The 24,634-nt window shown below is 53.9% G+C and carries 22 protein-coding genes and 2 tRNA genes; 14 read left to right on the top strand and 10 right to left on the bottom strand.

What is annotated here, in order from left to right; genetic code table 11:
• The first annotated feature begins 121 nt into the window (after nt 1-121).
• Both GM154_RS24385 and GM154_RS24380 read left to right on the top strand, forming a co-directional pair.
• Nucleotides 122-1,054: a lipid A biosynthesis lauroyl acyltransferase gene (locus GM154_RS24385; RefSeq protein WP_219653887.1), complete on the top strand. Its 933-nt coding sequence runs from the start codon at nt 122-124 to the stop codon at nt 1,052-1,054.
• A 40-nt stretch (nt 1,055-1,094) separates the two neighbouring features.
• Nucleotides 1,095-2,300, top strand: a complete 1,206-nt coding sequence (locus GM154_RS24380; RefSeq protein ID WP_219653909.1) for a patatin-like phospholipase family protein — start codon at nt 1,095-1,097, stop codon at nt 2,298-2,300.
• On the opposite strand, the gene GM154_RS24375 is transcribed toward GM154_RS24380, so the two are convergent.
• The 4 genes from GM154_RS24375 to GM154_RS24360 all read right to left on the bottom strand — a co-directional run bounded on the left by GM154_RS24375 (nt 2,294) and on the right by GM154_RS24360 (nt 5,970).
• A complete protein-coding gene (locus tag GM154_RS24375) occupies nt 2,294-3,145 on the bottom strand; it encodes a pirin family protein (protein ID WP_125888231.1) in 852 nt (283 codons plus the stop codon). The two genes, GM154_RS24380 and GM154_RS24375, sit on opposite strands and share 7 nt — an antisense overlap.
• A 159-nt stretch (nt 3,146-3,304) precedes the next feature.
• Entirely contained in the window at nt 3,305-4,093 is a 789-nt protein-coding gene (locus GM154_RS24370; RefSeq protein ID WP_010795123.1) for a VacJ family lipoprotein, read from the bottom strand.
• Complete coding sequence (locus tag GM154_RS24365) at nt 4,086-5,393, bottom strand: serine/threonine protein kinase (RefSeq protein WP_074824467.1); 1,308 nt, start codon at nt 5,391-5,393, stop codon at nt 4,086-4,088. The genes GM154_RS24370 and GM154_RS24365 overlap by 8 nt, the downstream gene beginning before the upstream one ends.
• A gap of 88 nt (nt 5,394-5,481) precedes the next feature.
• The gene (locus GM154_RS24360; protein WP_010795121.1) at nt 5,482-5,970 is read right to left on the bottom strand and encodes a GNAT family N-acetyltransferase; all 489 of its coding nucleotides are present in this window, start codon (nt 5,968-5,970) and stop codon (nt 5,482-5,484) included.
• A 185-nt stretch (nt 5,971-6,155) separates the two neighbouring features.
• Here GM154_RS24360 and GM154_RS24355 point away from each other — a divergent pair, with 185 nt between their 5' ends.
• Nucleotides 6,156-7,004, top strand: a complete 849-nt coding sequence (locus GM154_RS24355) for a glycine betaine ABC transporter substrate-binding protein (RefSeq protein ID WP_074824465.1) — start codon at nt 6,156-6,158, stop codon at nt 7,002-7,004.
• Nucleotides 7,005-7,043: 39 nt separating this feature from the next.
• Here GM154_RS24355 and GM154_RS24350 read toward each other — a convergent pair whose 3' ends face one another.
• Nucleotides 7,044-7,508 carry a MaoC family dehydratase gene (locus GM154_RS24350; protein ID WP_074824462.1) on the bottom strand — a complete coding sequence of 155 codons (465 nt, stop codon included), beginning with the start codon at nt 7,506-7,508 and terminating at the stop codon, nt 7,044-7,046.
• A gap of 325 nt (nt 7,509-7,833) precedes the next feature.
• Between GM154_RS24350 and fadD1 the strand changes: the two genes are divergently transcribed.
• Together fadD1 and hrpA are read left to right on the top strand one after the other, a co-directional pair.
• The gene (gene fadD1, locus GM154_RS24345; RefSeq protein WP_074824460.1) at nt 7,834-9,519 is read left to right on the top strand and encodes a long-chain-fatty-acid--CoA ligase FadD1; all 1,686 of its coding nucleotides are present in this window, start codon (nt 7,834-7,836) and stop codon (nt 9,517-9,519) included.
• A 159-nt stretch (nt 9,520-9,678) separates the two neighbouring features.
• Nucleotides 9,679-13,707: an ATP-dependent RNA helicase HrpA gene (gene hrpA, locus GM154_RS24340; protein WP_219653883.1), complete on the top strand. Its 4,029-nt coding sequence runs from the start codon at nt 9,679-9,681 to the stop codon at nt 13,705-13,707.
• A 47-nt stretch (nt 13,708-13,754) separates the two neighbouring features.
• Here hrpA and GM154_RS24335 read toward each other — a convergent pair whose 3' ends face one another.
• Together GM154_RS24335 and GM154_RS24330 are read right to left on the bottom strand one after the other, a co-directional pair.
• The gene (locus GM154_RS24335) at nt 13,755-14,372 is read right to left on the bottom strand and encodes a YiiX/YebB-like N1pC/P60 family cysteine hydrolase (RefSeq protein ID WP_258020029.1); all 618 of its coding nucleotides are present in this window, start codon (nt 14,370-14,372) and stop codon (nt 13,755-13,757) included.
• A gap of 50 nt (nt 14,373-14,422) precedes the next feature.
• Complete coding sequence (locus tag GM154_RS24330; protein WP_074824454.1) at nt 14,423-14,824, bottom strand: DUF4878 domain-containing protein; 402 nt, start codon at nt 14,822-14,824, stop codon at nt 14,423-14,425.
• 218 nt (nt 14,825-15,042) lie between these two features.
• Between GM154_RS24330 and GM154_RS24325 the strand changes: the two genes are divergently transcribed.
• Nucleotides 15,043-16,362: an NAD(P)/FAD-dependent oxidoreductase gene (locus tag GM154_RS24325; RefSeq protein ID WP_074824451.1), complete on the top strand. Its 1,320-nt coding sequence runs from the start codon at nt 15,043-15,045 to the stop codon at nt 16,360-16,362.
• 87 nt (nt 16,363-16,449) lie between these two features.
• Nucleotides 16,450-17,037: a LysE family translocator gene (locus GM154_RS24320; RefSeq protein ID WP_074824448.1), complete on the top strand. Its 588-nt coding sequence runs from the start codon at nt 16,450-16,452 to the stop codon at nt 17,035-17,037.
• A 15-nt stretch (nt 17,038-17,052) separates the two neighbouring features.
• On the opposite strand, the gene GM154_RS24315 is transcribed toward GM154_RS24320, so the two are convergent.
• Complete coding sequence (locus tag GM154_RS24315) at nt 17,053-17,883, bottom strand: AraC family transcriptional regulator (RefSeq protein WP_074824444.1); 831 nt, start codon at nt 17,881-17,883, stop codon at nt 17,053-17,055.
• A gap of 173 nt (nt 17,884-18,056) precedes the next feature.
• On the opposite strand from GM154_RS24315, the gene GM154_RS25770 reads away from it, so the two are divergent.
• Nucleotides 18,057-18,239, top strand: coding sequence for a hypothetical protein (locus GM154_RS25770; RefSeq protein WP_258020028.1), 183 nt, complete (start codon nt 18,057-18,059; stop codon nt 18,237-18,239).
• Between the two features lie 202 nt (nt 18,240-18,441).
• On the opposite strand, the gene GM154_RS24305 is transcribed toward GM154_RS25770, so the two are convergent.
• Entirely contained in the window at nt 18,442-19,221 is a 780-nt protein-coding gene (locus GM154_RS24305) for a transporter substrate-binding domain-containing protein (RefSeq protein WP_125888240.1), read from the bottom strand.
• Nucleotides 19,222-19,361: 140 nt separating this feature from the next.
• Here GM154_RS24305 and GM154_RS24300 point away from each other — a divergent pair, with 140 nt between their 5' ends.
• From GM154_RS24300 to GM154_RS24290, 3 genes are all read left to right on the top strand, one after another.
• Nucleotides 19,362-19,538 (top strand): hypothetical protein, encoded by a 177-nt coding sequence (locus GM154_RS24300; protein ID WP_219653869.1) that lies wholly within the window; start codon nt 19,362-19,364, stop codon nt 19,536-19,538.
• Nucleotides 19,539-19,873: 335 nt separating this feature from the next.
• Nucleotides 19,874-20,866, top strand: a complete 993-nt coding sequence (locus GM154_RS24295) for a TRAP transporter substrate-binding protein (RefSeq protein WP_219653867.1) — start codon at nt 19,874-19,876, stop codon at nt 20,864-20,866.
• A gap of 120 nt (nt 20,867-20,986) precedes the next feature.
• On the top strand, nt 20,987-21,313 hold the full coding sequence (locus tag GM154_RS24290; RefSeq protein ID WP_139208736.1) for a hypothetical protein: 327 nt from the start codon (nt 20,987-20,989) through the stop codon (nt 21,311-21,313).
• A gap of 61 nt (nt 21,314-21,374) precedes the next feature.
• Here GM154_RS24290 and GM154_RS24285 read toward each other — a convergent pair whose 3' ends face one another.
• Complete coding sequence (locus tag GM154_RS24285; RefSeq protein ID WP_219653864.1) at nt 21,375-22,649, bottom strand: putative porin; 1,275 nt, start codon at nt 22,647-22,649, stop codon at nt 21,375-21,377.
• 353 nt (nt 22,650-23,002) lie between these two features.
• On the opposite strand from GM154_RS24285, the gene GM154_RS24280 reads away from it, so the two are divergent.
• The 3 genes from GM154_RS24280 to GM154_RS24270 all read left to right on the top strand — a co-directional run bounded on the left by GM154_RS24280 (nt 23,003) and on the right by GM154_RS24270 (nt 24,634).
• Nucleotides 23,003-24,124, top strand: a complete 1,122-nt coding sequence (locus tag GM154_RS24280) for a beta-ketoacyl-ACP synthase III (protein ID WP_219653861.1) — start codon at nt 23,003-23,005, stop codon at nt 24,122-24,124.
• Nucleotides 24,125-24,439: 315 nt separating this feature from the next.
• Nucleotides 24,440-24,515: transfer RNA gene (locus GM154_RS24275), tRNA-Ala, on the top strand.
• A gap of 43 nt (nt 24,516-24,558) precedes the next feature.
• Nucleotides 24,559-24,634 (top strand) — tRNA-Glu (locus GM154_RS24270).

Here is a 24,634-nt window from a genome sequence, read left to right as displayed (position 1 = left end):
TGGGACCGCGTGCGTCAGATGCCGAGGACTTATAACGAGATGACAAGCATGTCGCAAGCATGGCTGCTTGCTAACGGTCAGGAATGTAGAATGTACCGTTTAATGTTTACCAGGATGTTTGATGGAACGCCCTCGTTTTCGACCTGCTTTTCTTCATCCCCGTTATTGGCTGCTCTGGCTGGGATTGGGCGTACTCTGGCTGATCGTCCAGCTACCCTATTGCGTACTGCTTCGTCTGGGTCGTGCAATAGGCTGGGTCATACTGCACGTTTCTGCCAGTCGACGCCATATTGCGATGCGCAATCTCGAGTTGTGCTTTCCTCAATGGAGCGAGGCCGAACGTAAGCGTGTGCTCAGAGAAAATTTCGCATCGAACGGTATCGCCTTGATCGAGATGGCCATGAGCTGGTGGTGGCCCAGATCACGCCTGAGTCGGCTCGCTCATATCGAGGGAATCGAGCACCTCCAGCGAGCCCAACAAGAGGGCAAGGGGGTCATCCTGATGGCGTTGCATTTTACGACGCTCGAAATCGGCGCTGCGCTGCTTGGGCAGCGGCATACCATCGACGGAATGTACCGCGAACACAAAAACGCAGTGTTCGATTACGTGCAGCGCAAGGGGCGTGAGCGACATAATCTGGATGCCACTGCCATCGAGCGCGAAGATGTACGGGCCATGTTGAAGGTGCTCAGAGGCGGCCGCGCCATCTGGTACGCACCTGATCAGGACTATGGCGCCAAGCAAAGTATCTTCGTGCCGTTATTCGGAATTCAGGCCGCTACGGTTACTGCTACCACCAAATTTGCACGCCTGGGCCGGGCACTTGTCATGCCCTTTACTCAAGAGCGGCTGGCCGATGGGTCAGGGTACCGCCTGATTATCCATCCGCCGCTGGAGGACTTCCCGGGTGAGACGGAGGAGGCTGACTGCCTAAGAATCAACCAGTGGGTGGAAAAAGAAGTCAGTAAGCTGCCCGAGCAGTACTTATGGGCACACCGGCGCTTCAAGACGCGGCCAGATGGCGAACCCAAACTGTACGCCAAAAGCGACTGAGTTCCGTCGCACACCCATGACACGCTATGCTCAAGGCGATATGTTTAACCTCGGACTCAAGGAAAGGGTGTTGGACGTTACTTCGGCTGTTCCTGTTACAGGGCTGATCCTGTCTGGCGGTGGCGCTCGGGCGGCGTATCAGGTAGGGGTGCTTTCTGCCATTGCGGAGCTGCTGCCTGCGGGTGCGCGCAATCCTTTTCCTGTCATCGTGGGAACATCGGCGGGTGCCATCAATGCAACGGTATTAGCCTGTGGTGCGCTGCAGTTCCAACTGGCCTGTCAGCGCCTGACCCAGGTCTGGCAGAATTTTCATATTGATCAGGTCTACCGCAGTGACTGGCCCGGCGTGATTCGGCAGGCCAGTCACTTCATTGGACAGAATGTCTTTGGTATACGTGGCAAGACGCCAGCGGCATTGCTGGATAATGCACCGTTACGCGCACTGCTAACTCGGGAGCTGGACTTTTCAGGTATTACAGCCGCAGTTAAGGCCCGGCATCTGCGGGCCATAGCCATTACTGCATTTGGGTATGACTCCGGCCACTCGATGACCTTTTACCAGGGGCACGGTGCGATTGATCCCTGGCTGCGTCATCGCCGGGTTGGGTTTCCGACTCGTCTGAATGTCGAGCATCTAATGGCCAGTTCGGCCATTCCGCTTATCTTCCCGGCAGTCAAACTGGGGCGTGAATACCTGGGCGATGGCTCGGTGCGTCAGGCGGCACCTATCAGTCCGGCATTGCACCTGGGGGCTAACCGGGTATTGATCGTGGGCGTCAGCAACAACCCTCACGCCGATGCCTCCCGTTCGGAGGACGCCTCTGCCGCAACCGGTAAGGCGCCTACACTGGCGCAGATTGGCGGGCATCTGCTGAACAGTACGTTTATCGATAGTCTGGAAAGCGACACCGAGGTGCTTGAGCGTATCAACTTGATGAGCCAAATGATTCCGCCCTCGGAGCAGCAGAAGCGTCTTGGTGTAAAGCCGGTTGAAACGCTGGTGATCGCACCGAGCGAGCCCTTGGCTGAGATTGCGGGCCGCTTTCGACATGAGCTGCCAGCGTCCCTGCGTTTGTTTCTTCGTGGGCCTGGTGCAACAAAGAAAAGCGGGTCTGCCGTATTGAGCTACCTGCTGTTCGAGGCAGGTTACTGTTCTGAGTTGATCGCACTTGGGCGGCGGGATGCCTTGGCCCAGCGTGATCAACTCATTCAGTTTCTAGGGCTGGAACTGGCCGCTGCTCACTGACCGAACTCGCCGCGCTGATAGTCACGCAAGGCTTGTTCAATCTGTTCACGTGTATTCATCACGAAGGGGCCATATTGAACAATGGGCTCATTCAGCGGCGCGCCTGCAATCAACAACACGCGAGCACCTTGGGCGGATCGAATCCGCAGCTGCCCTTCATCGCTCAGGCGAACCAGCCGATTGGTCGTTACAGGCGCCACGGTATCGCCTTCGACTTCAATCTGTCCTTCATACACATAGAGTAGGGCGCGATGCCCTTCGGGAAGGCGCGGACTGATAGCGCTTTGTGCCGGCATGATGAGGTCGAAATAATAAGGGTCCGTATCCGGCCGCTGCACGGCGCCCAGCTGCTGGTGTTCCCCGTCATCAAAATGGCCGGCAAGCACGACAACTTCAACACCCTGTGAGGTAGTCAGGCGAGGTACTTCTGCAGGCTCATAGTCACGGTAGCTGGCGGGTCCCATTTTGGTTTTGCCGGGCAGGTTCAGCCACAACTGGAAGCCTCGCATCAGGCCTTCCTGTTGCTCGGGCATTTCGCTGTGAATGATACCGCGAGCAGCCGTCATCCACTGCAGGCCACCAGGCTTCAGAAGACCTTGGTTGCCCAGGTGATCCTCGTGGCGCATACGACCTTCGAGCATGTAGGTGACGGTCTCGAAGCCGCGGTGAGGGTGGGCTGGAAAACCACCGATATAGTCATCTGCATTGGCTGTATCAAACTGGTCCAGCATGAGAAAAGGATCGAAGCGCTCAACGCCCTGGCCGGCAAATACTCGCGTCATGCGTACGCCCGCGCCATCAGAGGCGGGCTGGCCTGTATGCAATTCAAGAACGTTGCGGTACATGATTCGTGCTCTCCAAGCGGCCAGACAAGGTGTCTGATCTCTAGATGAGATCATAATACTTCATTTATTTTAATCTATTTATCCATATTATATGTATTTCATATCTAATAATATGATGCTTTTGGTTGGAAAGAAGCCGGCATGAGGCCGGCTTCTTTCTTATTCCTTTATTTGAAGCTTACGTGCTTCGGTATAGACGTAACGGACCTTCTCGTACTCAAACGGCGAGTTGAGCTGCCCATACCGGAAGTTGGTGATGTAACGTAGGTTGATACCGCGTAACAGTAGAATCTCCGGGTGACGGCCGCTTTCCTCATTTACATTCAGATAGTTGATCTGATTCTCGGCCAAGGTATCTACCGCAAAACCGCTGGCATCACGCAGATTGGACGGACCCAGTAACGGCAATACCAGATAAGGGCCGCTGGGAACACCATAAAAACCCAGCGTCTGGCCAAAGTCTTCGGATTGCTTGGCTAGTCCCATGCGCGTAGCGGGGTCCCACAGGCCAAAGACGCCGATAGTAGTATTTAGCAGCAGACGCCCCGTGGTATTCAGAGCCCTTTTACCCTTGAGTTGCAGCGTGCTGTTCAGCAGATTGCTGATGTCACCCAGGTTGCTGAAGAAATTGCTAACGCCACTTCGCACGAAGCCCGGCGTGACCCGACGATAGCCATTGACGACAGGTAACAGTACCCATTCATCCAGGCGGTAGTTGAAGTGGTAGACGCGGCGGTTCCAGGACTCCAGTGGGTCATAGACATCCAGCGCATTGAGCGACGCCCGCTCGAACTCGCGCTGATCCAGGCCTGGGTTGAATTTCAGCGTGGACAAGGGGTTGGTAAACCCGTCTGCGCCTACGGGTGAAGGTGATAAAGTTGACGAATCCGTATCGGCGAAAGCGTAAGCGCTAGCCAGTAAGGGAAGCAGGCAGAGGAATTTAGCCACGGGCGAAGAACTCCAGCATGGCGTCGGCGTTGACGCGATAATTGAGATTGCCGCAATGCCCGCCCAGCGGGTAAAGGGTCAGGCGATTACCGAACGTACGACGTAGGAAGCCGATATCACCAGGACCAAGAATCAAGTCATCTGCGTTGTGCATCACGCCGATCTTGTCGCTCTCCTTGAGATAGCCTTCCAATGCCGTCAGGCTGGATTGCCTGGCCAGTTCAGCCAGGCTGGTGCCCTTGGTCGTCCGTTCCCAGAAGGGTAAGAGCTGGTCATACATGTAGCAGTCAAAATCGCATTGCAGGGCGCGAGCAAAGAAGCGCGACAGGCTGGTCCCCTGATCGATCGGGTAGTCGGGCGGTGTGATCAAGCCACGACGGTTGATCAAATCGGATGTAAAGGCAATGTCTGCCGCTGAAAAGCGGAACGATGTACCAATCAGCATCGCCATTTCTTCATTGCTCAAGCGTTGGGGCGACTGCTGAAAATCGAAAAGCAGGGCTTCATTGAGATCAACATGGCCTTTCTGCTGGAAGTAACGGGTCAACTTTGCCAGGACTAGCTCGTAAAACGTCCGGTTGTTGGTTATCCCATTGACCTGGGTCTGAACCAGTCGATCGAGGTTGCGCACCGAGGTCAACAGATTGACCGGCGGATTGAGCAGCAAGACACGAGAGAAGTTGAAGCTGCGCTGGCTCTCGTCGAGCTTGCTGACGAACGCTGCATCCAGTGCGCCCAGGCTGTAACCGGTAAGAAAGTACTTGGTTACAGGCAGTTTGGGGTGCTGCGCGCGAACGGCCTGCATGACGCGATAGAGGTCTTCTGCATCGCCAGGGGTGTAGCCGGGCGTAGCCTGCCGGGAAGCCGCTGCCATAAAGTCGTAGCTGGTGGGTGAGGAAAGCTGAACGACATGGTAACCCGCGCTGTAATACAGGCGCTTGAGGTACTCCGGTGTGCTGGATGAGTAGTTGGCGCCGGTTCCGGCAATGATGAAGATCAGCGGCGCCGGATGATCCTGCATCGCCAGACGATAGTGCAGCTTCTTGACCGGCCAGAAGTTATCCGGAAGTTCGTACTCCCGTTCAGGCCGCAAGTTGATGCTGTAGTCTTTCTGGTCGATTTCCAGATCAGTAGGCAGCAGTGGCTGCAATTCCAGCGGCGTGGAGGTGATAGTGGCTTCGAAGGGGTTGGTCAATGGGTAGCCATAGGTGGCAGCGTCAATATCAGCTGCGACACCACGACCGGAAAGACCAAGCAAGAGCGCACCCAGGAGAGCTGTGATGCGCAACGGGCTAAGCATAAGGAGAGTCCTTTCGCAGGGTTGCTTATTGGAATAAGCCTATGACCACAGCCTGATAATAAGGTGCGCTGTGCTTGTTGGCTCTCTATCAAATTGTGCGTTCGGCCAGATTGGTTAGGGTTTCGCCTGTTACTCGATTGACTGTCCATTCATCCATTGAGATGGCGCCCAGGCTGCGATAGAACTGGATCGCAGGCTCGTTCCAGTCCAGCACGGACCATTCCAGACGCCCGCAATTACGCTCTACTGCCAGCCGTGCCAGGCTGATAAGCAGTGCCTTTCCGAGGCCTTCACCACGCGCGGCAGGGCTGACATAGAGATCTTCCAGATAGATACCTGGCTTGGCGAGCCATGTTGAGTAATTGTGAAAGAACAGGGCAAAGCCGGCAGGCGTCCCGTCTATTTCTCCAATAAGCACCTCGGCGTAACGGCGCTCACCAAACAGTGTCGCGCGCAAGCTGTCTTCAGTCGCCATGACCTGCTCAGGCATTTTCTCGTAGTCGGCCAGCTCTTTGATGAACGTCAGGATGTGCGAAACGTCAGCGTCAGTAGCTGGGCGGATATTCAGGCGGGACATGTGAAAACCTCGACATCGAAAGCGCTAAGCATGCCGAGGCTATTTCCTGGAGGCAATAGAGGTGCCATTTCATTGCGGGTGTCGCATATGGCGGTTGCTCAGGTCGCTCTCAGGGCAGTCCCGTTTTCGTCGCCCTTGAAGATAAGGATGGCGCAGTGATGCCGTTTTCAAAAAGGGGACAGAGGATGCGAATGTTTCGAAAGGTAGTAGGCCTGGGTATGGTGCTCTTCCTGTCGGCAATGGCCAATCTGGCTATGGCGGCCAAGCCAACGGTAACTATTGGCTATGTGGATGGATGGGCCGACAGCGTTGCGACCACCTTCACGGCGGCCGAAGTCATTCGTCAGCAGCTGGGGTACGAAGTCAAGCTGATGCCGGTTGCAGCAGGGATCATGTGGCAAGGCGTTGCACGGGGCAAGCTGGACGCCATGCTCTCGGCATGGTTGCCTGGGACCCATGGTTCCTATTATGAAAAGATGAAGAATGATGTTGCCGACCTGAACGTGAACACACCGGACGCCAAGATCGGCCTGATCGTTCCTGAGTACGTAAAAGCCTCCAGTATTGCCGATCTGGCCGCCCAGAAAAGCGATTTTGGTGGGCGCATCGTAGGCATTGATGCCGGGGCGGGCGTCATGATCAAGACCGAGAAGGCGATCAAGGCCTATGATCTGGATTACAAGCTGGTGGCAAGCTCCGGCAGTGGAATGATTGCCGAGCTGATACGGGCGGAGCGAGACCAGAAGCCGGTTGCAGTCACGGGCTGGATTCCTCATTGGATGTTTGCCAAGTGGAAGCTCAAGTTTCTGGATGACCCCAAGGGCGTTTATGGCGGCTCCGAGCAGGTACGTACCATGGCTAATCCAGGACTGGAAAAAAAGGCCAAGCCGGTATGGGATTTCCTGAAAAAATTCTCCTGGCAGCCGGGAGAGGTCAATGAAGTCATGCTGGCCATTGAGGAGGGAAAAAAGCCTGAGCAGGCTGCAAAAGACTGGTTGAAAGCCCATCCTGACCGGGTCAAGAGCTGGCTCTAGACGATAAGGTAAAAGCCCCGCGTTTGCGGGGCTTTTCATTTAGCCAATGGTTACTGGCGGAAGCGTACTCAATTCGATGCTCAATGCTTTCTTGGGGGCGAGCACCTCAGCTTCCCCATCAACCACTTGCTCATCGTTCTGATTGAAGACACGTGTAGCCAGGCGCACTCGATTTTTCGGCAGCTTTTCCAGCACCTCGATCTCGACCTTTAGCGTGTCGCCTAACTTGACCGGCTTGTTAAAGCTCAAGGTTTGTCCTAGATAAATGGAACCTGGCCCGGGCAGTTCACAGGCAATGGCAGCGCTGATCAGCGCACCGCTCAACATGCCATGGGCAATCTGCTCACGAAAGACACTCTTGGCGGCATACTCGGCGTCCAGGTGTACTGGATTTCGGTCACCGGAAACCTCGGCAAATAAGAGCAGGTCACGCTCTTCGATGGTACGGCTGACAGAGGCTTTCTGGCCTACCTCCAAGGCTTCGTATGGGATATTGTCGGTCATGCTTGAAAGAGATCTCGTATTCTATTGTTACGGTAAGGGGCGGCCGATGCTAATGGGACCGGCGCCCAATGTTAAATTCAAGGACGCCAGGTTACGACGATACGGCACGTTCTCTGCTATTTCAGCAGGTTATGACGGAGTATTATGAGTTTGTCTAAATACCTATCGTGACCATAAATCTTTTTTTAGTCATTTTCGTTACCAAGAGTCCGCTTTTCGGTGCTGGTGGAGACCTGTCAAAGCTGATAATCTCGGCTCGCCTTCATCGTATGAGTAGGCGATACAATCACAACAAGATCACGTTGTCGCTTAGGAGTGGGCTTCCATGACCCCGAATTTCTGGAAGGACAAATATCCGGACGGTATCGCTTCCGAGATCGACCCTGATCGTTATCCTAATGTCCAGACGGTCCTCAGGGAGTCCTGCGAGCGTTTCGCCGACAAGATTGCCTTCAGTAATTTAGGGCAGACCCTCACGTATCGTGAGCTGTATAGCCTGTCTGGGCAGTTTGCGGCTTATCTTCAGAATCATACCGATCTCAGGCCGGGCGACAGGATCGCCATACAGCTTCCCAATGTTCTGCAATACCCGATTGCCGTCTTTGGTGCTATGCGTGCGGGGCTGATCGTCGTCAATACGAACCCGCTGTATACCGCGCGTGAGATGCAGCACCAATTCAAGGACGCCGGTGCGCTGGCGCTGGTGTGTCTGGCCAACATGGCTCACCTTGCCGAGCAGGTCTTGCCCAATACGCAGATTCGCCATGTCATCATTACGGAAGTAGGTGACATGCTGCCTCCGCTCAAGCGCCTGGTGGTCAATAGCGTAGTCAAATACGTAAAGAAAATGGTCCCGGCCTACCGGTTGCCTCAGGCTGTGAAGTTCACGACTGCACTTGCCAAGGGGCGCCAGGGTGCTCTCAAGGAAAGCCAGCCGCACGGAGATGATGTCGCTGTGCTGCAATACACCGGAGGTACTACAGGTATTGCCAAAGGCGCCATGCTGACGCACCGGAACCTGCTGGCCAATATGCTGCAGTGTCAGGTTCTGATGGCCTCGAATATGAAAGAAGGCCGCGAGATTGTAATCGCGCCGCTGCCGCTGTATCACATCTATGCGTTCACTTTTCATTGCATGGCGATGATGCTTCTGGGCAACCACAACGTGCTGATCACTAATCCACGTGACTTGCCTACAATGATCAAGGACCTGTCCAAGTGGAAGTTCACGGGGTTCGTCGGGCTCAATACGCTATTTGTGGCGTTGTGTAATAATGAGGCGTTCCGCGCCTTGGATTTTTCTGCTCTGAAGGTAACGCTTTCTGGCGGTATGGCCTTGCAGCACGCGGTTGCCGAGCGCTGGGAGCAGGTAACCGGATGTGGCGTCTGTGAAGGGTACGGCATGACCGAGACCAGTCCTGTCGTCAGTGTAAACCCTATCCAGCATCGACGCATTGGCACCATCGGTATCCCGGTACCCTCTACGGACTGTAAGGTAGTGGATGAGGATGGCGTTGCCCAGCCGTTCGGGCAGCCTGGTGAGCTCTGTGTCCAGGGCCCTCAGGTCATGAAGGGGTACTGGAACCGCCCCGAGGCGACTGCCGAGGTATTGAGTCCGGAAGGTTGGCTGCGTACCGGTGATATCGCAGTAATCGATCCAGACGGATATATCCGAATCGTGGATCGTAAAAAGGATATGATTCTGGTTTCCGGATTCAACGTGTATCCGAACGAACTGGAGGATGTACTGGCTCAGCTACCAGGCGTCCTGCAGTGTGCAGCGATTGGCGTGCCGGATGAAAAGGCGGGCGAGCAGATCAAGGTATTCGTTGTACCTAAGCCTGGTGCCTCCCTGACGACCGAGCAGGTGCTCAAGCACATGCACGATAATTTGACAGGCTATAAACGACCCAGGCAGGTCGAGTTCCGAGACAGTCTGCCTACGACAAATGTCGGCAAGATTCTGCGCCGCGAATTGCGTGATGCCGAGCTGAAAAAGCTCAAGGCCTGATCGGCTTTTCCTGCACAGAGCCCCGACTTTCGGGGCTTTGTCGTTTTCGTTTGGGCAAACCTGCGACAATGCCCATCTCTCTCTTTATAAGGTGCCTGAACTGGCGAACCGAGCCAGCCTTTCAGGTTCCTACTTGAAATGGTTGCCATATAGCATTCAATGACTGAGCAAACATCGTCTTTCGAACAACTTTCCAAGCGTCTGGACCAAGCCCTTACTGCCGATCGGCACCGCTTGCGTCGCCAATTGGGTGACCTGCGCAAGAAGCCTGATGATGCCCGGCTTGCACAGTGGACAGAGCGCTTTCAGGCTTCCTGCGCCAAAGTGGAGGCGCGTCGTGCCAGTGTGCCGATCATGCGCTATGACGACAATCTGCCCATCGCCGCCAAGCGCGAAGAGATCAAGGCGGCGCTTGAAAAGCATCAAGTAGTCGTGATCGCCGGTGAAACCGGCTCAGGCAAGACCACGCAGTTGCCTAAGATCTGTCTGGAGATCGGCCGAGGTATACACGGCCTGATCGGCCATACTCAGCCGCGTCGCCTGGCGGCGCGTAGTGTAGCCAGCCGTGTTGCTGAAGAAATCGGTACTCCCTTGGGGGAGCTGGTAGGTTATCAGGTGCGCTTTGAGGATCAGTCCAATGAGCGCAGCCTGATCAAGCTGATGACTGACGGCATTCTCTTGGCTGAAACCCAGCATGACCGTTACCTTGAGCGCTATGACACGATCATTGTCGATGAGGCGCATGAGCGCAGTCTGAACATCGATTTTCTGCTGGGCTTTCTGAAGACCCTGCTGCCGCGGCGCCCGGATCTCAAGCTGATCATCACGTCAGCGACCATTGATCTTGAGCGCTTCTCCAAACATTTCGGCGATGCCCCCATCGTCGAAGTGTCGGGACGGACCTATCCGGTTGAGACCTGGTATCGTCCTTTGGCCGCAGAAACGGATGAAGATGGCGAACGCCTGGAAGATGATCTGAGTGTTGATCAGGGCATCCTGGCGGCACTGGATGAGCTGGAAGCCTTCGAGCGCAGCGAGCACAAGCGACCTGGTGATGTATTGGTGTTCTTGCCAGGAGAGCGTGAAATTCGAGATGCAGCGGAAGTGCTGCGCAAGGCTAACCTCAAGCACACGGAAATCCTGCCGCTTTACGCGCGGCTTACGCCAGCCGAACAACAGAAAATTTTCCAGTCCCATCCCGGACGGCGTGTAGTCCTGGCGACCAACGTGGCTGAAACATCATTGACTGTGCCGGGTATCCGTTACGTCATTGACAGCGGCACGGCTCGTATCAGCCGCTACAGCTATCGGGCCAAGGTTCAGCGACTGCCTATCGAGGCGGTCTCCCAAGCCAGTGCCAATCAGCGCAAGGGGCGTTGCGGACGGGTGGAGCCCGGTATCTGCATTCGCTTGTATAGCGAGGAGGACTTTCTTTCACGTCCAGCCTTTACAGACCCTGAGATTCTGCGGACCAACCTGGCTGCGGTCATTCTTCAGATGCTACATCTGCGACTCGGTCGAATTGAGGACTTTCCCTTTATCGAGCCACCGGATGGTAAAGCGATCAAGGATGGTTTTACGCTGCTTCAAGAGCTGTCGGCGGTAACGAATCAGGGACAATTGACAGCACTGGGACGGCAATTGGCGCGCCTGCCAATCGATCCTCGCCTGGGCCGCATGCTGCTGGAGGCGGCAGAGCAGGGTAGTCTTTCCGATGTTCTGATTGTGGCCAGTGCATTGTCTGTGCAGGATCCCCGTGATCGCCCGGCGGAGCGTCAGCAGGCTGCCGATCAGGCTCATGCCCAGTGGAAAGATCCAGACTCGGACTTCGGTGCGCTAATCAAGCTGTGGCATGGCTTCGAGGAGCAGCGCCAGGCGCTTGGCTCGAATGCGCTTCGTAGCTGGTGTCGCAGAAATTTTCTCAATTACTTGCGCCTGCGTGAATGGCGAGATGCGCACCGTCAGCTGACCTTGATCTGCCGGGAGCTCAAGCTCAAGAGTAAGCCTGCTGACGCACAGCCTGTTGTTCAGACGCCTGTAATCGAAGAAAGCTCGCCTTCGACTGACAAGAAAGTCAACACCAAAGCTGCCCTGCAGGCCGAAGCGGCCGAGGCTGCACAGCGGGCGAAAAGTTATGCCTCGGTGCACAAGGCCATTCTGTCAGGTCTCTTAAGCCAAATTGGTAACAAGACTGAAGAGGGCGACTTTCAGGGGGCCCGCCAGCGACGCTTCTGGATTCATCCATCCAGCGTTATTGGCCGCAAGAAGCCAAACTGGGTAATGGCGGCCGAGCTGGTTGAAACGACCAAACTGTTTGCACGCATGGTAGCCAAGATCGACGCGGATTGGATCGAGCCGCTGGCGCGCCATCTCACCAAGGCTAATTACTTCGAACCACATTGGGAGAAGCGTCGAGGACAGGTAATCGCCTACGAGCAGATTACGCTGTATGGGCTGATCATTGTAGCCAAACGGCCCGTGCATTATGGGCCTATCGACCCTGCCGTTTCTCGTGAGTTGTTTATCCGCGAAGGCTTGGTGAGAGGCGAGATCCAGTCGCGCGCGAAGTGCCTGAGCGCCAATCGCCAACTGCTGGAGCGACTTGATGAGTTGGAGGCCAAAGCGCGTCGGCGTGACATTCTTGCCGATGAAGAGACACTGTTCGAGTATTACTCGGCTCGTTTGCCTGCCGATATTTACCAGACAGCAACCTTTGACAGCTGGTACAAGCGGGAAAGCGCTAAGAACCCGCAGCTGCTGATCATGCGCGAGGAGGATGTGCTCGCCCGTGAGGCCAGCGAAGTTACCGCAGCGCAGTATCCAGATACGTTACGTATCGGCGATCTGCAGCTACCGCTGACTTACGAGTTTGACCCCGCCCAGCCACGCGATGGCGTTACCCTGCGTGTACCGGCGCCCCTGTTGTCACAATTGCCACCGGAGCGACTGGAATGGCTCGTGCCAGGGTTGTTATACGGCAAGGCCGTTGCGTTGGTGCGCAACCTGCCCAAGGCGATTCGCAAGAATTTTGTTCCGGTTCCGGATTTCGTCAAGGCAGCATTGAGCAAGATCACCTTTGGACAAGGATCACTATACGAAAGCCTGGGGCGTGAGCTGTTACGCATGACCGGGGCGCGGATACCTGAAGATGCCTGGCCGGAGGCTGCCAATCTGCTTGATAGACATCTTCGAATGAACATCGAGGTTGTCGATGCCAGCGGCAAGTACTTGGGTGAAGGCCGTGACCTCACAGAGCTGACAGCCCGTTTTGCCGAAGCCAGCCAGGCCGCTCTGGCCGTTCCTCAGCAAAAGGCCGAACAGCAAAAGCCTGTTGAGGCTAAAGCTTTTGCAATCGTCCCACAGCAGGCCCAGCAAAAGATTGCAGGTCTCTCCATGACAGTGTATCCGGCGCTGATGGAGGAGAACGGTGTAGTCAAGGAGGGCCGGTTCTCTACCCAGTCGGAAGCGGAGTTCCAGCATCGCCGGGCACTACAGCGGCTTTTGTTGCAGCAACTGAGCGATCAGGTCAAGTTCCTGCGCAATAAGCTGCCTGGGCTGACCGAGCTAGGATTGCTTTATCGAGACTTGGGACGTATCGACTCACTGGTTGAGGATATCCTTCTGGCCAGCCTTGATAGCTGCATTCTGGACGGTGAACAGCCGTTGCCTCGAGAGGGGGCTGCTTTGGCGTCGCTGGCCGAGAAAAAGCGAGGCGGGCTGACTGAGCATGCCGAGCGTACGGCACGATTGGTGTTGGAGATTCTCAAGCAGTGGCATGCCCTGCAAAAGCGATTCAAAGGCAAGATCGATCTGGCTCAGGCCATGGCGCTCAACGATATCAAGCAACAGCTCAGTGCTCTGGTTTACCCCGGATTTGTTCGTGAAACGCCTCTGCAATGGCTTAAGGAGTATCCGCGCTATCTCAAGGCTGTTGATCAGCGTCTGGACAAGGTGGGGTCTCAGGTTCAGCGGGATCGGGTCTGGACGAGCGAATTAGCGGGTTACTGGGAGCAATACAAGGCCAGGGCAATCAAGCATGCTCAAGAGGGCAAGCATGATGAGAATCTGGTCTTGTATCGATGGATGCTGGAGGAGTATCGAGTGTCGCTGTTTGCTCAACAGCTGGGTACGCAGATGCCTGTCTCCGACAGGCGCCTCAGCAAGCAATGGCAGTCCGTAGAGGCGTAAGGGCTTACGGTAAGAGTAGGGTTGAGCTGCTCAACCCTGCCTGCCTGTTACTGGCGGTAAATCCATTCAAGTCCGGGATAATCCGCGAATGCCTGAGGAAAAAGATAGTCACCTCGGAAAACTGGGACATCCAGACTTGTCCAGCGGGGCGCGAAAGAGGGTAGTTGAGTAGCAATCGCTTCAGCCAATAGTGTTGTGCAATAAAGATGGGGCTTGTCGCGCGGTTCGAGCACAAAGGTTCGTCCCAAAGTACTTTTCAGATACTGCGCAATGCGTTCCTTTTGTTCAGGATTCAAAAAAGTCGGCCGCGCTACTGCGAAATGCCTTGCCATGTCTGGCTTTAGAAACTCATCTAAAGGCGTAAGCAGGACTTGGTTTGGATGTGCAGGATCATCGTCTGTTGTGGCATGAACGATCAGGACCGTAGGTGTTGTGGCGACAACCATGCCTACGTGGGAAAACCTGCTACCACTCACCTGTTCTACGATTCGACTGTCTGTTGATGTTCCCAGTCGAAACAGCCAGTCGCCAACTGCCAGTGACGGCGGGCTCAGGCGCTGCCCAGGTAGGGTAGGTAATGCCTGAGGCTGACGGCCTTCGTAGGACGTTATTGCCAGACCCATGCACAGCAGGGCTGTTAGAGCCCAACGATACAAACTGTTCATCTGCCGAATAGCAAAAGGCTTTATCCGATGTGGACAAAGCCCTCGTCCAATCAGATCTTGATCTTCCAGTCGCCGTCGCTCTGAATTAGATGAGTGTGTTCAGTACGGGTTTCGCCGTCTTTTTTGAAAGTAACCGTTACGCTGACATCGGCGCGTGTCTTGTCATCGTTATAGGTTGTTTTTTCGGCTTTTATACTCTTGACGCCACCCAGTGATTCGGCCTGTTTAGCCCTTTCCGTAAGCAGCATCTGAAACTTGCCACGTACAAAGTCCTTTGCGTTCGCATCCGCATCCTTGGGTACATCGATCAGATCCATCATGGTATCAAGGTCTTGGGTGTAAGCCGCTTTTATGAAGCGCTCCGCAACGCTTTCCGGGGTGTTGGCACCAGAGCAGGCGATCAGGAGGGAGGCAACAAAAATCAGGGCGAACCATTTCTTGATAAGAAACATATGAAATCCTTTTCGTAGATCAGTAGCTGGAAATCTAGGGCGGCGGATTTTACTTAATCACACCTCTATTAGGTGAGAGCTAATCGTGATTTAGCCGTGCTCTACCAATGTGTGGATACATAAAAAGCGATTTGCGGACAATCAAGGCTGCCAGCCTGCTCACTCGTCGCTGCTCGAGAGACGTAGAATGTACCTTAGCCAATAACAGGAGTATGGCTATGGAGAAGGTGGCAATAGGGATCGTTGGGGCAGGTACCGCAGGTTTGGCTACGGCTACTTTCCTGGCCCGCAGGGGTTACCAGGTCAGGCTGTTCGAACGTGTACCTAAATTGCGGACGGTTGGTGCAGGCATTCTATTGCAACCTTCGGGGTTGGCAGTACTACACACGTTGGGCGTACTGACCGAATGTACTGCTCTAGGTGCGCCAGTCAACCGCCTCTACGGAACATCCATGCAGGGCAAACGCGTCGTTCTGGATACCCGTTATGATGCTTGGAGGCCAGGTAGTTTTGGATTGGGTATTCACCGCGGCGTCCTGATGACTTCCTTACTGAACGCTGCGCGATATGCAGGCGTCAGTATAGAAACCAGCAGTGACATCACCCGTTTTCATCAAACACCAAGTCACGTCCAGCTTTTTCATCGAGACGCACAGGGCAACGAGAGCTTGTTAGGCGATTTTGCTGCGTTGATTCTGGCAGACGGAACACGTTCTGCATTACGTGGGCAGATGGCTGTTAAACAACATGTCAAACCCTACCCATGGGGTGCGTTGTGGAGCATGGTCTCGACGCCAGCACACGCGGACTCTACAGAGTTACGCCAATGGTACAGACACTGTTCTGAGATGTTCGGAATCATGCCTACAGGCTGTACGCATCAAAAACGCGATGCCCAGCTGAGCAGCCTGTTCTGGAGTCTGCCCGTCATCGATTATCCCCAATGGCAGGCGGCGGGTCTGGATAGCTGGAAAAGGCAGGTTGTGAAATTGGCTGGCGAAACCGCAAGGCCTTTCCTGCAACACATTAATCAATCAGAGCAACTAGCATTTGCCGCTTACGCAGATGTCTGGATGCAACGCTGGAGTGATGGGCGAGTACTGGCTATCGGTGATTGCGCACATGCAATGAGTCCTCAATTGGGTCAGGGTGCAAACATGGCGTTGGTCGATGCCGCTGCGCTGGCCGATGCCGTAGATATGTCGGTGTCCTCCCGGGACCACTGGCCAACTGTCTTTGAGGGCTACAGTGTCGCCCGCCGTGAGCATTTACGTTATTACCGGCAAGCCAGCCGTTTTCTAACTCCACTGTTTCAGTCGCATAGCAAGGCCCTTGGTTGGTTGCGTGACAGTGCCTTGTTTTTAGCCCGTCACAACGTATTTGGACGCAGGCATGCGGTTACTACCTTGGTAGGCGCTCGAACAGGATGGCTACTGTCGACTAGACGAGAAGAGACGCTTTATCACTGGGACGGCCAGCAAGATAAGACTTGGGGCTGGAGTAACAATGAAATATCCGGCTCTGAATTGATTCACTAAGTCTTCAGTAGAAGGGTAATTTTATTCAATACCACATGAGGCTGGCGAAATATGGTGTCTGTTCCTTGAATACATGAGCAGACATCAATGGACGTGTTGTTTTCCATGGCCGGCTTCGCCCTGGCTTCTTCTATTTCACCTGGTCCCGTCAATCTTGTAGCCCTAAGTTCGGGAGCCTGTTATGGCTTTCGTAAGAGCCTTAGGCACGTCACAGGAGCAACGACCGGCTTTACAGCACTTCTTTTGCTTATTGGTCTGGGATTGTACGAAGTGCTGGCCCGCATCCCGGAACTGATCAAGCTCATTCAATGGAGTGGTGTTGCCTTTCTTTTTTATATGGCCTACCAGCTTGCAATGGATGATGGGGTGCTGGATATAAAAGAGGAAGGTTCTGGCCCCTCAATGATGCGCGGCGCGCTGATGCAATGGCTGAACCCTAAAGCCTGGCTGGCCTCGTTGGCAGGTATGGGGCTTTTCGTTGCCGATGGCAATACGGTCATGGTCTGGACGTTTGCCATCCTCTACTTCGTGGTTTGCTATGGCTCGGTTGCCTGCTGGGCATTTACCGGTAGTTTTCTGCGCCGTTATGTGCAAAGACCAAGTCGTGTTCAGTTCCTGAATCGGATGATGGCAGGGTTGCTGGTCGCCAGTGCCTTATACCTTTTACAAGATTAGTGAGGAAGGCAAATGTCAGCCGCGATAGTGCCCAGGCGTAGCAGCCAAGTGCCGTTTGAAAGTGCGCTGGAAGTGAGCCTGGTCAGCGAAACCGGTTGCCATCGCCACGTCAGCAAGACTGTGTCCTTGCCGAAGCCATTGGCGGCTGAGCTGGATACGTCGGTTGATCAAGTAGGCATGGGGCGTCAAGCCATAGTGATCCTTGAACGCCCTGATGAGATAGGACGCCGATAATTCCGCCGCGGTGGCGATGTCATCCAGGGTCAGCGGTTCAGCGCAGTGCTCACGGATAAAGTCGGCGGCTCGCTTAAGGTGTACATGGGGTATTTCTGGAGCTTTAGCGGGGCGCGTCGAAAGCGATCGTTGCAGCTGGAGAAAAAAGTCGAGGGTTGCGCTGTGCTTGTAAAGCCTGTCGTTACATGGTGATGTCAGTATTTCATGCAGCCTGACGAGTCCTGTGTGTAGGGCAGGTACGCGCGTATGGATGACATCAAACGGCACGAATGAGTCCTGCGTGCTATATCCCGACTCCGTCTGTAGCCTGCCCAGCCACTGCGTATCGATATAAAACATCTGATAGGCCCAGTGTTCGCCCTTGACGGGATTACAGGCATGTACCGTCTCAGGATTCACTATCACAACGGAGCCCTGGCTTATCTGGGTTTGGCTTCGGGCATTGAGGTAGTGACTTCGACCCGCCGTAATGGCCCCGATGGAGAAGGTGTCATGCGTATGCTTGGCATGACTTACCTGACGACCATCATTGACTGTACGAATCTCGATGAACGGCAGTGCGTCGTCGCGCCAGAATCGGGAATTTAGGCATTGTGCGGCTGCAAAATTCACGCGGGACCTCAGGCGGTAGTCGGTAGCTTATGACTATAGCGCTTCTGGTAATGCTATGAGGTTCTGTTAGAGCAACTAAAGAACTTTATTCTGTCGGCTGTACTGCCGAGCATTAAGCATTGGAGGCGCCTAATCGTTCTATAGAGGTATGGCAGTTTAATCCAGGAGTCGTTATGAGCACACTGGAGCAAGAAATCGAACGCAGGATTGCGCGAGAGGTGGCAGCCTGGCAGAAACAGGTGAAGGGCAAGGGCGAGCCAACCAAAATCGATGAAGGATGGCTACAAACACCTGAAGGGCTTCGAATGCCGTTTCGTGTCCTGAAGAATGCGGGCATTCCCCCCACAAGAGATTGAGCTCTTTAATCAGCGTGCCCGTTTGAAGGAGGAAATCAGCAATACCCAGGATACAGCCCTGCGAACGCAACTATTAAAAAAGCTCAGTGCATTAGAGCAGGTGCTTGCCTTTCGCCTGGAAAAGCTCAGGCAAATGGGAAGAGGTTGAAGTCTCCAGAGACTGTGGAGCAGGCCGGCCGATAGCGTACTGCTCCACAATATTTTAGGCGTCAGGCTTGGCCAGCCAATGATCTACGGTTTTCTGATATTCACCAGTTGCTTTGTAGAGGTGAAGCCACTGATCGATATAGGCTTTCCAGGCGACATCATCCCTAGGCAGCAGAAAAGCCTTTTCACTGTACTGCATGGGCTTATCTGGATTAACTGCGCACAGGGAGGGGTAGCGTTTCTGTTGAAACAATGCCTCCGAGGCGTCAGTAATCATGACGTCGGCTTCTTTGCTGACAAGTTTTTCAAAAATCGTGACGTTATCCTTGAAGAGGCTCAGCTGGGCTTGCGGTAACTCGCGGTGAGCAAACGCTTCGTTGGTACCACCTGGCGGCTCTATCAAGCGGACCGAGGGCTGGTTGATCTGCTCAATGGTTTCAAAGCGTTTGGCATCATCACAGCGAACGAGAGGGATCTTTCCATCCACCGTAATGGCGTCACTGAAAAAGGCTTTTTTCTGACGCTCGAGGGAAATCGATACGCCTCCTACCGATATATCGCAGCGGCCCTCCAGAAAGTCCGGCATTAACGTCTTCCAACTGGTTTTTACCCACTCGACGTCAGCGCCAAGGCTTTTGGCCAGTGCCTCGGCCATCGTGATCTCAATTCCTTCGTATACGCCGTCGTCACGGAGAAAGGTGTACGGCTTGTAGTCGCCTGTGGTGCAAACGCGAAGTGTCTTTTTTTGTATAACCGTATCAAGGTGCGAGGTGCTGTCTGCTGCGTAGACGCTGGTGGCCGCCACAAGCAGTCCTGCTACCGCAAATGCCTTCATGGTCACGATCCTTTTTATTGTCGTTTTTGATACCGCTCACGCTACCCGAGCGACAAACCGATTCACAAGGGTTTCCTGTGTCGAACTGGCCGGTATGAGGCAGGTCCACCGTTGGTAGACATACTTATGAGGACATGACCATGCATCTTATTGAGTCAAATGTATTCGAAACACGCGCCATGCCTTTTCACTTAGCCGGAAAGGAAGACGGCACCTCGATAGAAAATGTGCCTGGTGGCAGTTATGACGTGGATGAAGATTTCATCGGGTCAGTAGGCGATGAAAGTCAAATGGACGAGAGTGAGGAAGAGCGCTAAAGCCCATCGTCCTCAACATTTCGAGTCGAGCTGTTGAGGACGTTTCGCACAGGCTTCAGTTTCTTTCCTTATAAGGGCCACTATCAAATGCATGGGGCATTACGATAAGGCCAGCTTTTTGCATCGTGATTGGCAGACGGTTATCGACTAGGGATCGGAACGGTCTGCTTAATCATTGGGGAGCTTTTTGTCGCGACAGGCCACGGGTAAACAAGACCAAAACGGTCACAAAAGAAAAATAAATGTCAGTGAACAGATTTTGGATCTTTTATGCCGATTACCCATCCTTGCGTAATAAGAAACATGCCCCTTTCACGGAGTTAGAAGGGAAGACTATGTTCAAGTTTGTCGCTACGACACTGTTTGCGGCATCACTCGCTGTTGCTTATGTCACTCCGGCAGTAGCCGAAGAGCCCATTGTTATCAAATTTTCGCATGTCGTAACGGACGATACGCCTAAAGGGAAGGGTGCTCGTCTATTCCAGAAGCTTGTTCAGGAGCGTCTGGCAGGCAAAGTGAAAATCGAGGTCTATCCGAACTCAACATTGTACGGCGATGCCGATGAGCTCGACGCCCTGCAGCGTAACGAAGTTCAGATGCTGGCGCCTTCGGTCTCCAAATTCGACCAGTACACCAAGCAGCTCGAAATTTTTGATATGCCGTTCCTGTTCGATGACCTTGAGGCCGTCAAGCGCTTCGAGAAGCGGGACAAAAGTCGTGAGCTTCTAGGCTCCATGGCCGGCCAGGGCATTTATGGGCTGGCGTTCTGGAATAACGGCATGAAGCAGTTTTCTGCCAATCGCGAGCTGCGCAATCCAGCAGACGCGCACGGACTGGCGTTCCGAATTCAGGCTTCCACTCTGCTGGAGGATCAGTTCAAGCAGATCGGAGCATCGGCACTGAAACTGCCATTCAGCCAGTCCTTCAAGGCTCTCCAGAGTGGGCAGGTACAGGGTACGGAAAACACTTGGTCTAACCTTTACAGCCAAAAGCTCAACACCGTTCAGCCATACATTACTGAAAGCAATCATGGCGTGCTGGTGTATATGCTGATCACTAACTCGAAGTTCTGGAACTCGCTGCCCTTTGGCGTCCGCACTCAGCTTGAGCAGATTTCTGACGAAGTGACGCAGTTTGTTAATAAGGAAGCTGAGGCGATTAATAATAAGGATCGTGACAACATTTTGGGCTCAGGTACCAGCAAGCTGGTTACGTTGACGCCATCCGAGCGGCAGGCATGGAGGGAGGCGATGCAGCCATTGGTGAAGAAATACGAGCCTGAGATTGGAGCCGATGTCATTCGAGCGGCACAGCTCGTTAATCGGTGACACCCGACACATAGTTGGCTGTATCTCCCAACCTTGCGCCAGGCAGGGTTGGGAGACTTCAAAAATGAACAGTGCGCTCACTTCGGTGCCCAAACGTATAGGTCCTTATGGGGAAACACTATGCGTAAAATCATTTCGTTCGTTTTTGCTGCCTCGATAATGCCGGCAGTGTGCCTGGCTCAAGGCCTTGAGCTTGACCAGGATGTAGGGGATCTCAATATTCTAGCTGAGTCTTCCAGTCAGGAATTACCTAATGATGCGCCTCAGGCCATCACGTTAACCAATAACGAAAAGACGCCAGTCAAATGCTGGTTACAGGCGCATGGGCCCAAGGATAGCGAACAGGAAGAGCCTGTAATTGAGCCGGGCAAGTCGGCGATACTGCGTATGCCGGGCAAGTCAGCCGAGACGCCGACCAAGGCCAAGCTGGTATGTCGCACGCAGTAATATAAAAAACAAGCGCCATTTTCAGGCGCTTGTTTGCTACGAAAAGCCAGAAGCTGATGGCTTAGAACTTGGCTTCAAGATCCAATTGCAAGGTATCAACGTCAGCATCACGCTTGGTGCGGCTGGCAAAGTCAGACTTGGCCATGTAGTAGGTCGCGCCAAGACCAAAGTTCTTGTCGATATCGTAGCTGACCTTGAACTTGTGCCCACGAGAGCCGACATAGCCATTGGCAAAATCGGAGTCAGTAAACGCACCCACTACGGCGTTACGCTGAACGTCGCGATAGTTGTAATCGAAGCCAATACCGTAAGCTTTGGTTTTCAGGCCTGCCAACCAGGCGGTGTCGTTATCGTCGGCCTCGCTGTTAACAACATACTGGCCGTATAGCGACAATGGAATGGCCAAGCCACCAATATCGACTTGACCAAAGCCTTCATACAGGCTGAATTCGTTGGTCGTGTTGCCGTTCGCTTGCAGGGCACAGGGCGTCGTTGTGCTGTTGCCGCACGTGCTGTCCTTGTCCTTGTCGTAACCGTAGATACTCCCACCAACAGTTACCTTCAGGTTGTCGGTAGGCGCAAAGCGGGCACCCAGCTGACCGGCATACAGGCGCAAATCATGCTTGAACTCGTACCCTTCGCCATCAACGTTATCTTTCAGGACGTAGTAGCCGGCGCTGCCAAACAGCTCGGTTGATCCACCCAGGGGATACTTGTAGGTTGCGGCCAAGCCTTCAGGGTTGATGTCACCATCCCAGATGACATCACCCATGCTTACCCAGGGCTGGAGCATCTTGCCACCAATGACGTGCAGATTGGGGACAGCTGTGGGATGAAAGTCGATATACGCCAGGTCCATCCAGATCTGCTTCTTGTTGAAGTAGTTAGTCATGTCCTGGTTTGTGGAGCGTGCATCATCGCCACCGCCTGATGCTACGCGAATACCAGCATCGACCTGAGGATTGATCTGGCTGTAGACACCAAGTCGAGCGCGGATTCGCTGACGATCCCGATCACGACCATTGTCCGGTTCGCCATCGATATCGATATTCTCGTGACGTACGCGTACGTCGCCTTTGATCTGGGTTTTCGCTGCCCAGGCCAGTTTTTCTTCAAACGAGGATAGTTTCTGCTGCTGAGCAATCTTCGCCTGTTCTGCGCGCGTCTCGTTATCCAGATCGGCTTTCAATTCAGTGTACTGAGCCGGAGTAATCGAGCCGTTGGCTCTCAACATATCCAGTAGCTTGGCGTCAACCGCCGCATGGGCAGGAATGCTCATAGCCAATAGAAGGCCGCCACAAAGACCTGAGGCTGTTCCTACTGAAAAAAGACGCATATCTCAATCTCCGTATTTTATAAGGGCGACGTGCGTCACCGCTGAACGAGTCGGCTTTCAGGGCCGCTCCAGTGATCGACTCAGGTCGATTCGAAAGCGGCGCCAGTATTACCGCCGCTCATGACGGGTCGGTTACAGATTGGTTTTAGAGCGATGAAGAAAAAATGAAAAACTAAATATCGTTAGCGTTCTTCATGTTCTCTCTGGTGAGGAAGCCGACTTGTGAGGGAGATAGGCGCTGAGGCGGAAAGTCAGCAAAAAACATCTATCCAGGCAGCCTGATAAGCCAATAGGGTTTGGCCTGGATTTGCGGCACAATAGTGGCTTATTTTATAAAAATCAGAGGAATGATCGTGCATCAGGCAGTCATTAGCGGTACCGGCCTGTATACCCCGCCGAACAGCATCTCCAATGACGAGTTGGTCGCTTCCTTCAATGCCTATGTTCATCAGTACAATACGGAACATGCCGACGCGATAGCACGAGGCGAGCAAGAGGCCAAGCAGGAATCCAGCTCGGCCTTTATTGAAAAGGCGTCAGGAATCAAGAGCCGTTATGTCATCGACAAGGATGGGATTCTAGATCCTGCCCGCATGGTGCCTCGTATTCCTGAGCGCAGTAATGATCAATGGTCTGTACTGTGTGAGATGAGCGTGAGCGCGGCGCGGGAAGCCTTGGAGCGAGCAGGGAAGACGCCAGCAGACATTGATGGGGTTATCGTAGCCTGCTCCAACCTGCAACGACCTTATCCTGCGGTCGCCATTGAAGTGCAGGCGGCGCTTGGCATCAATGGATTTGGTTTTGATATGAACGTGGCATGCTCATCGGCTACGTTTGGACTGCAGGCAGCTGCCAATAGCGTACAACTCGGGCAGGCACGCGCGATTTTGCTGGTGGATCCCGAAATCTGTACCGGTCATTTGAATTTCAGAGACCGAGATAGTCACTTCATTTTTGGCGATGCGGCTACCGCCATGATCATCGAGCGGGCTGATCTGGCAGCGTCTCCTCATCAGTTCGATATTCTGGGGACCAAGCTGCTGACTCAGTTCTCCAACAATATCCGTAACAATTTTGGTTTTCTCAACCGCGCTGCGGAAGAGGGGATGAGTAATCCAGATAAGTTGTTTGTTCAGGAAGGGCGCAAGGTATTCAAGGAAGTATGCCCCATGGTGGCCGATTTGATCGCCGAGCATCTGGCCGAACTGAACATTCCGGTCGAGCAGGTGCGGCGGTTTTGGTTACACCAGGCCAATCTGAATATGAATCAGTTGATCGTTCGAAAGCTGCTTGGGCGTGACGCTGAGCCGCATGAAGCGCCTGTCATTCTGGATACCTATGCCAATACCAGCTCCGCAGGCTCGGTGATTGCGCTTCACCTGAATCAGGATGACCTGACGGCAGGTGACCTTGGAGTACTCAGCTCCTTCGGCGCTGGTTACTCCATTGGCTCCGTGGTGCTAAGCAAGCGCTGAGCATCAGCGCGGCAGGCGGCGTCATCAGCCTGTCATGCAGCTGAGGTAAATAGCTCACCTGACTGTCAGCGCGCTGCTGACGGGCTAGCGCAAGTTCATTAGTTCTTTTTGCCCCGCTTGTCGGGGCTTTTTTATGAGCTAAAGAAATGCCGTTTCTGTCCGATCTATACGGATATACGCATAGACAGGGCGAGCTTCGTAAAGAGCCGGTTCGATCATAAGTATTTGTGTATTCAGCAAAATATTTTAAAAGAATGCATAAATATCGTTGACACAAACACCAGGGCCTCTTAAGATTCGCACCGTCTTAGCGACGGGGCTATAGCTCAGCTGGGAGAGCGCTTGCATGGCATGCAAGAGGTCGACGGTTCGATCCCGTCTAGCTCCACCAAATTCCCAGAACCAGCCAATGGCTGGTTTTAATCGAAGGTTTCGTCCCCTTCGTCTAGTGGCCTAGGACACCGCCCTTTCACGGCGGTAACAGGGGTTCGAGTCCCCTAGGGGACGCCA

It is taken from the genome of Pseudomonas sp. MAG002Y (assembly GCF_019400845.1).
In the GTDB taxonomy this organism is placed as follows: Bacteria; Pseudomonadota; Gammaproteobacteria; order Pseudomonadales; family Pseudomonadaceae; genus Chryseomonas; species Chryseomonas luteola.
This window is presented reverse-complemented; position numbering and strand designations above follow the sequence as displayed.

Coding starts and splice junctions, on each gene's coding strand:
- GM154_RS24330 (WP_074824454.1), bottom strand. CDS start 14,824: ATGTTTCTTATCAAGAAATGGTTCGCCCTGATTTTTGTTGCCTCCCTC.
- GM154_RS24360 (WP_010795121.1), bottom strand. CDS start 5,970: ATGTCCCGCCTGAATATCCGCCCAGCTACTGACGCTGACGTTTCGCAC.
- hrpA (WP_219653883.1), top strand. CDS start 9,679: ATGACTGAGCAAACATCGTCTTTCGAACAACTTTCCAAGCGTCTGGAC.
- GM154_RS24365 (WP_074824467.1), bottom strand. CDS start 5,393: ATGCTTAGCCCGTTGCGCATCACAGCTCTCCTGGGTGCGCTCTTGCTT.
- GM154_RS25770 (WP_258020028.1), top strand. CDS start 18,057: ATGAGCACACTGGAGCAAGAAATCGAACGCAGGATTGCGCGAGAGGTG.
- GM154_RS24380 (WP_219653909.1), top strand. CDS start 1,095: ATGTTTAACCTCGGACTCAAGGAAAGGGTGTTGGACGTTACTTCGGCT.
- GM154_RS24305 (WP_125888240.1), bottom strand. CDS start 19,221: ATGAAGGCATTTGCGGTAGCAGGACTGCTTGTGGCGGCCACCAGCGTC.
- GM154_RS24385 (WP_219653887.1), top strand. CDS start 122: ATGGAACGCCCTCGTTTTCGACCTGCTTTTCTTCATCCCCGTTATTGG.
- GM154_RS24335 (WP_258020029.1), bottom strand. CDS start 14,372: ATGAACAGTTTGTATCGTTGGGCTCTAACAGCCCTGCTGTGCATGGGT.
- GM154_RS24350 (WP_074824462.1), bottom strand. CDS start 7,508: ATGACCGACAATATCCCATACGAAGCCTTGGAGGTAGGCCAGAAAGCC.
- GM154_RS24320 (WP_074824448.1), top strand. CDS start 16,450: ATGGACGTGTTGTTTTCCATGGCCGGCTTCGCCCTGGCTTCTTCTATT.
- fadD1 (WP_074824460.1), top strand. CDS start 7,834: ATGACCCCGAATTTCTGGAAGGACAAATATCCGGACGGTATCGCTTCC.
- GM154_RS24355 (WP_074824465.1), top strand. CDS start 6,156: ATGCGAATGTTTCGAAAGGTAGTAGGCCTGGGTATGGTGCTCTTCCTG.
- GM154_RS24375 (WP_125888231.1), bottom strand. CDS start 3,145: ATGTACCGCAACGTTCTTGAATTGCATACAGGCCAGCCCGCCTCTGAT.
- GM154_RS24325 (WP_074824451.1), top strand. CDS start 15,043: ATGGAGAAGGTGGCAATAGGGATCGTTGGGGCAGGTACCGCAGGTTTG.
- GM154_RS24285 (WP_219653864.1), bottom strand. CDS start 22,649: ATGCGTCTTTTTTCAGTAGGAACAGCCTCAGGTCTTTGTGGCGGCCTT.
- GM154_RS24295 (WP_219653867.1), top strand. CDS start 19,874: ATGTTCAAGTTTGTCGCTACGACACTGTTTGCGGCATCACTCGCTGTT.
- GM154_RS24290 (WP_139208736.1), top strand. CDS start 20,987: ATGCGTAAAATCATTTCGTTCGTTTTTGCTGCCTCGATAATGCCGGCA.
- GM154_RS24300 (WP_219653869.1), top strand. CDS start 19,362: ATGCATCTTATTGAGTCAAATGTATTCGAAACACGCGCCATGCCTTTT.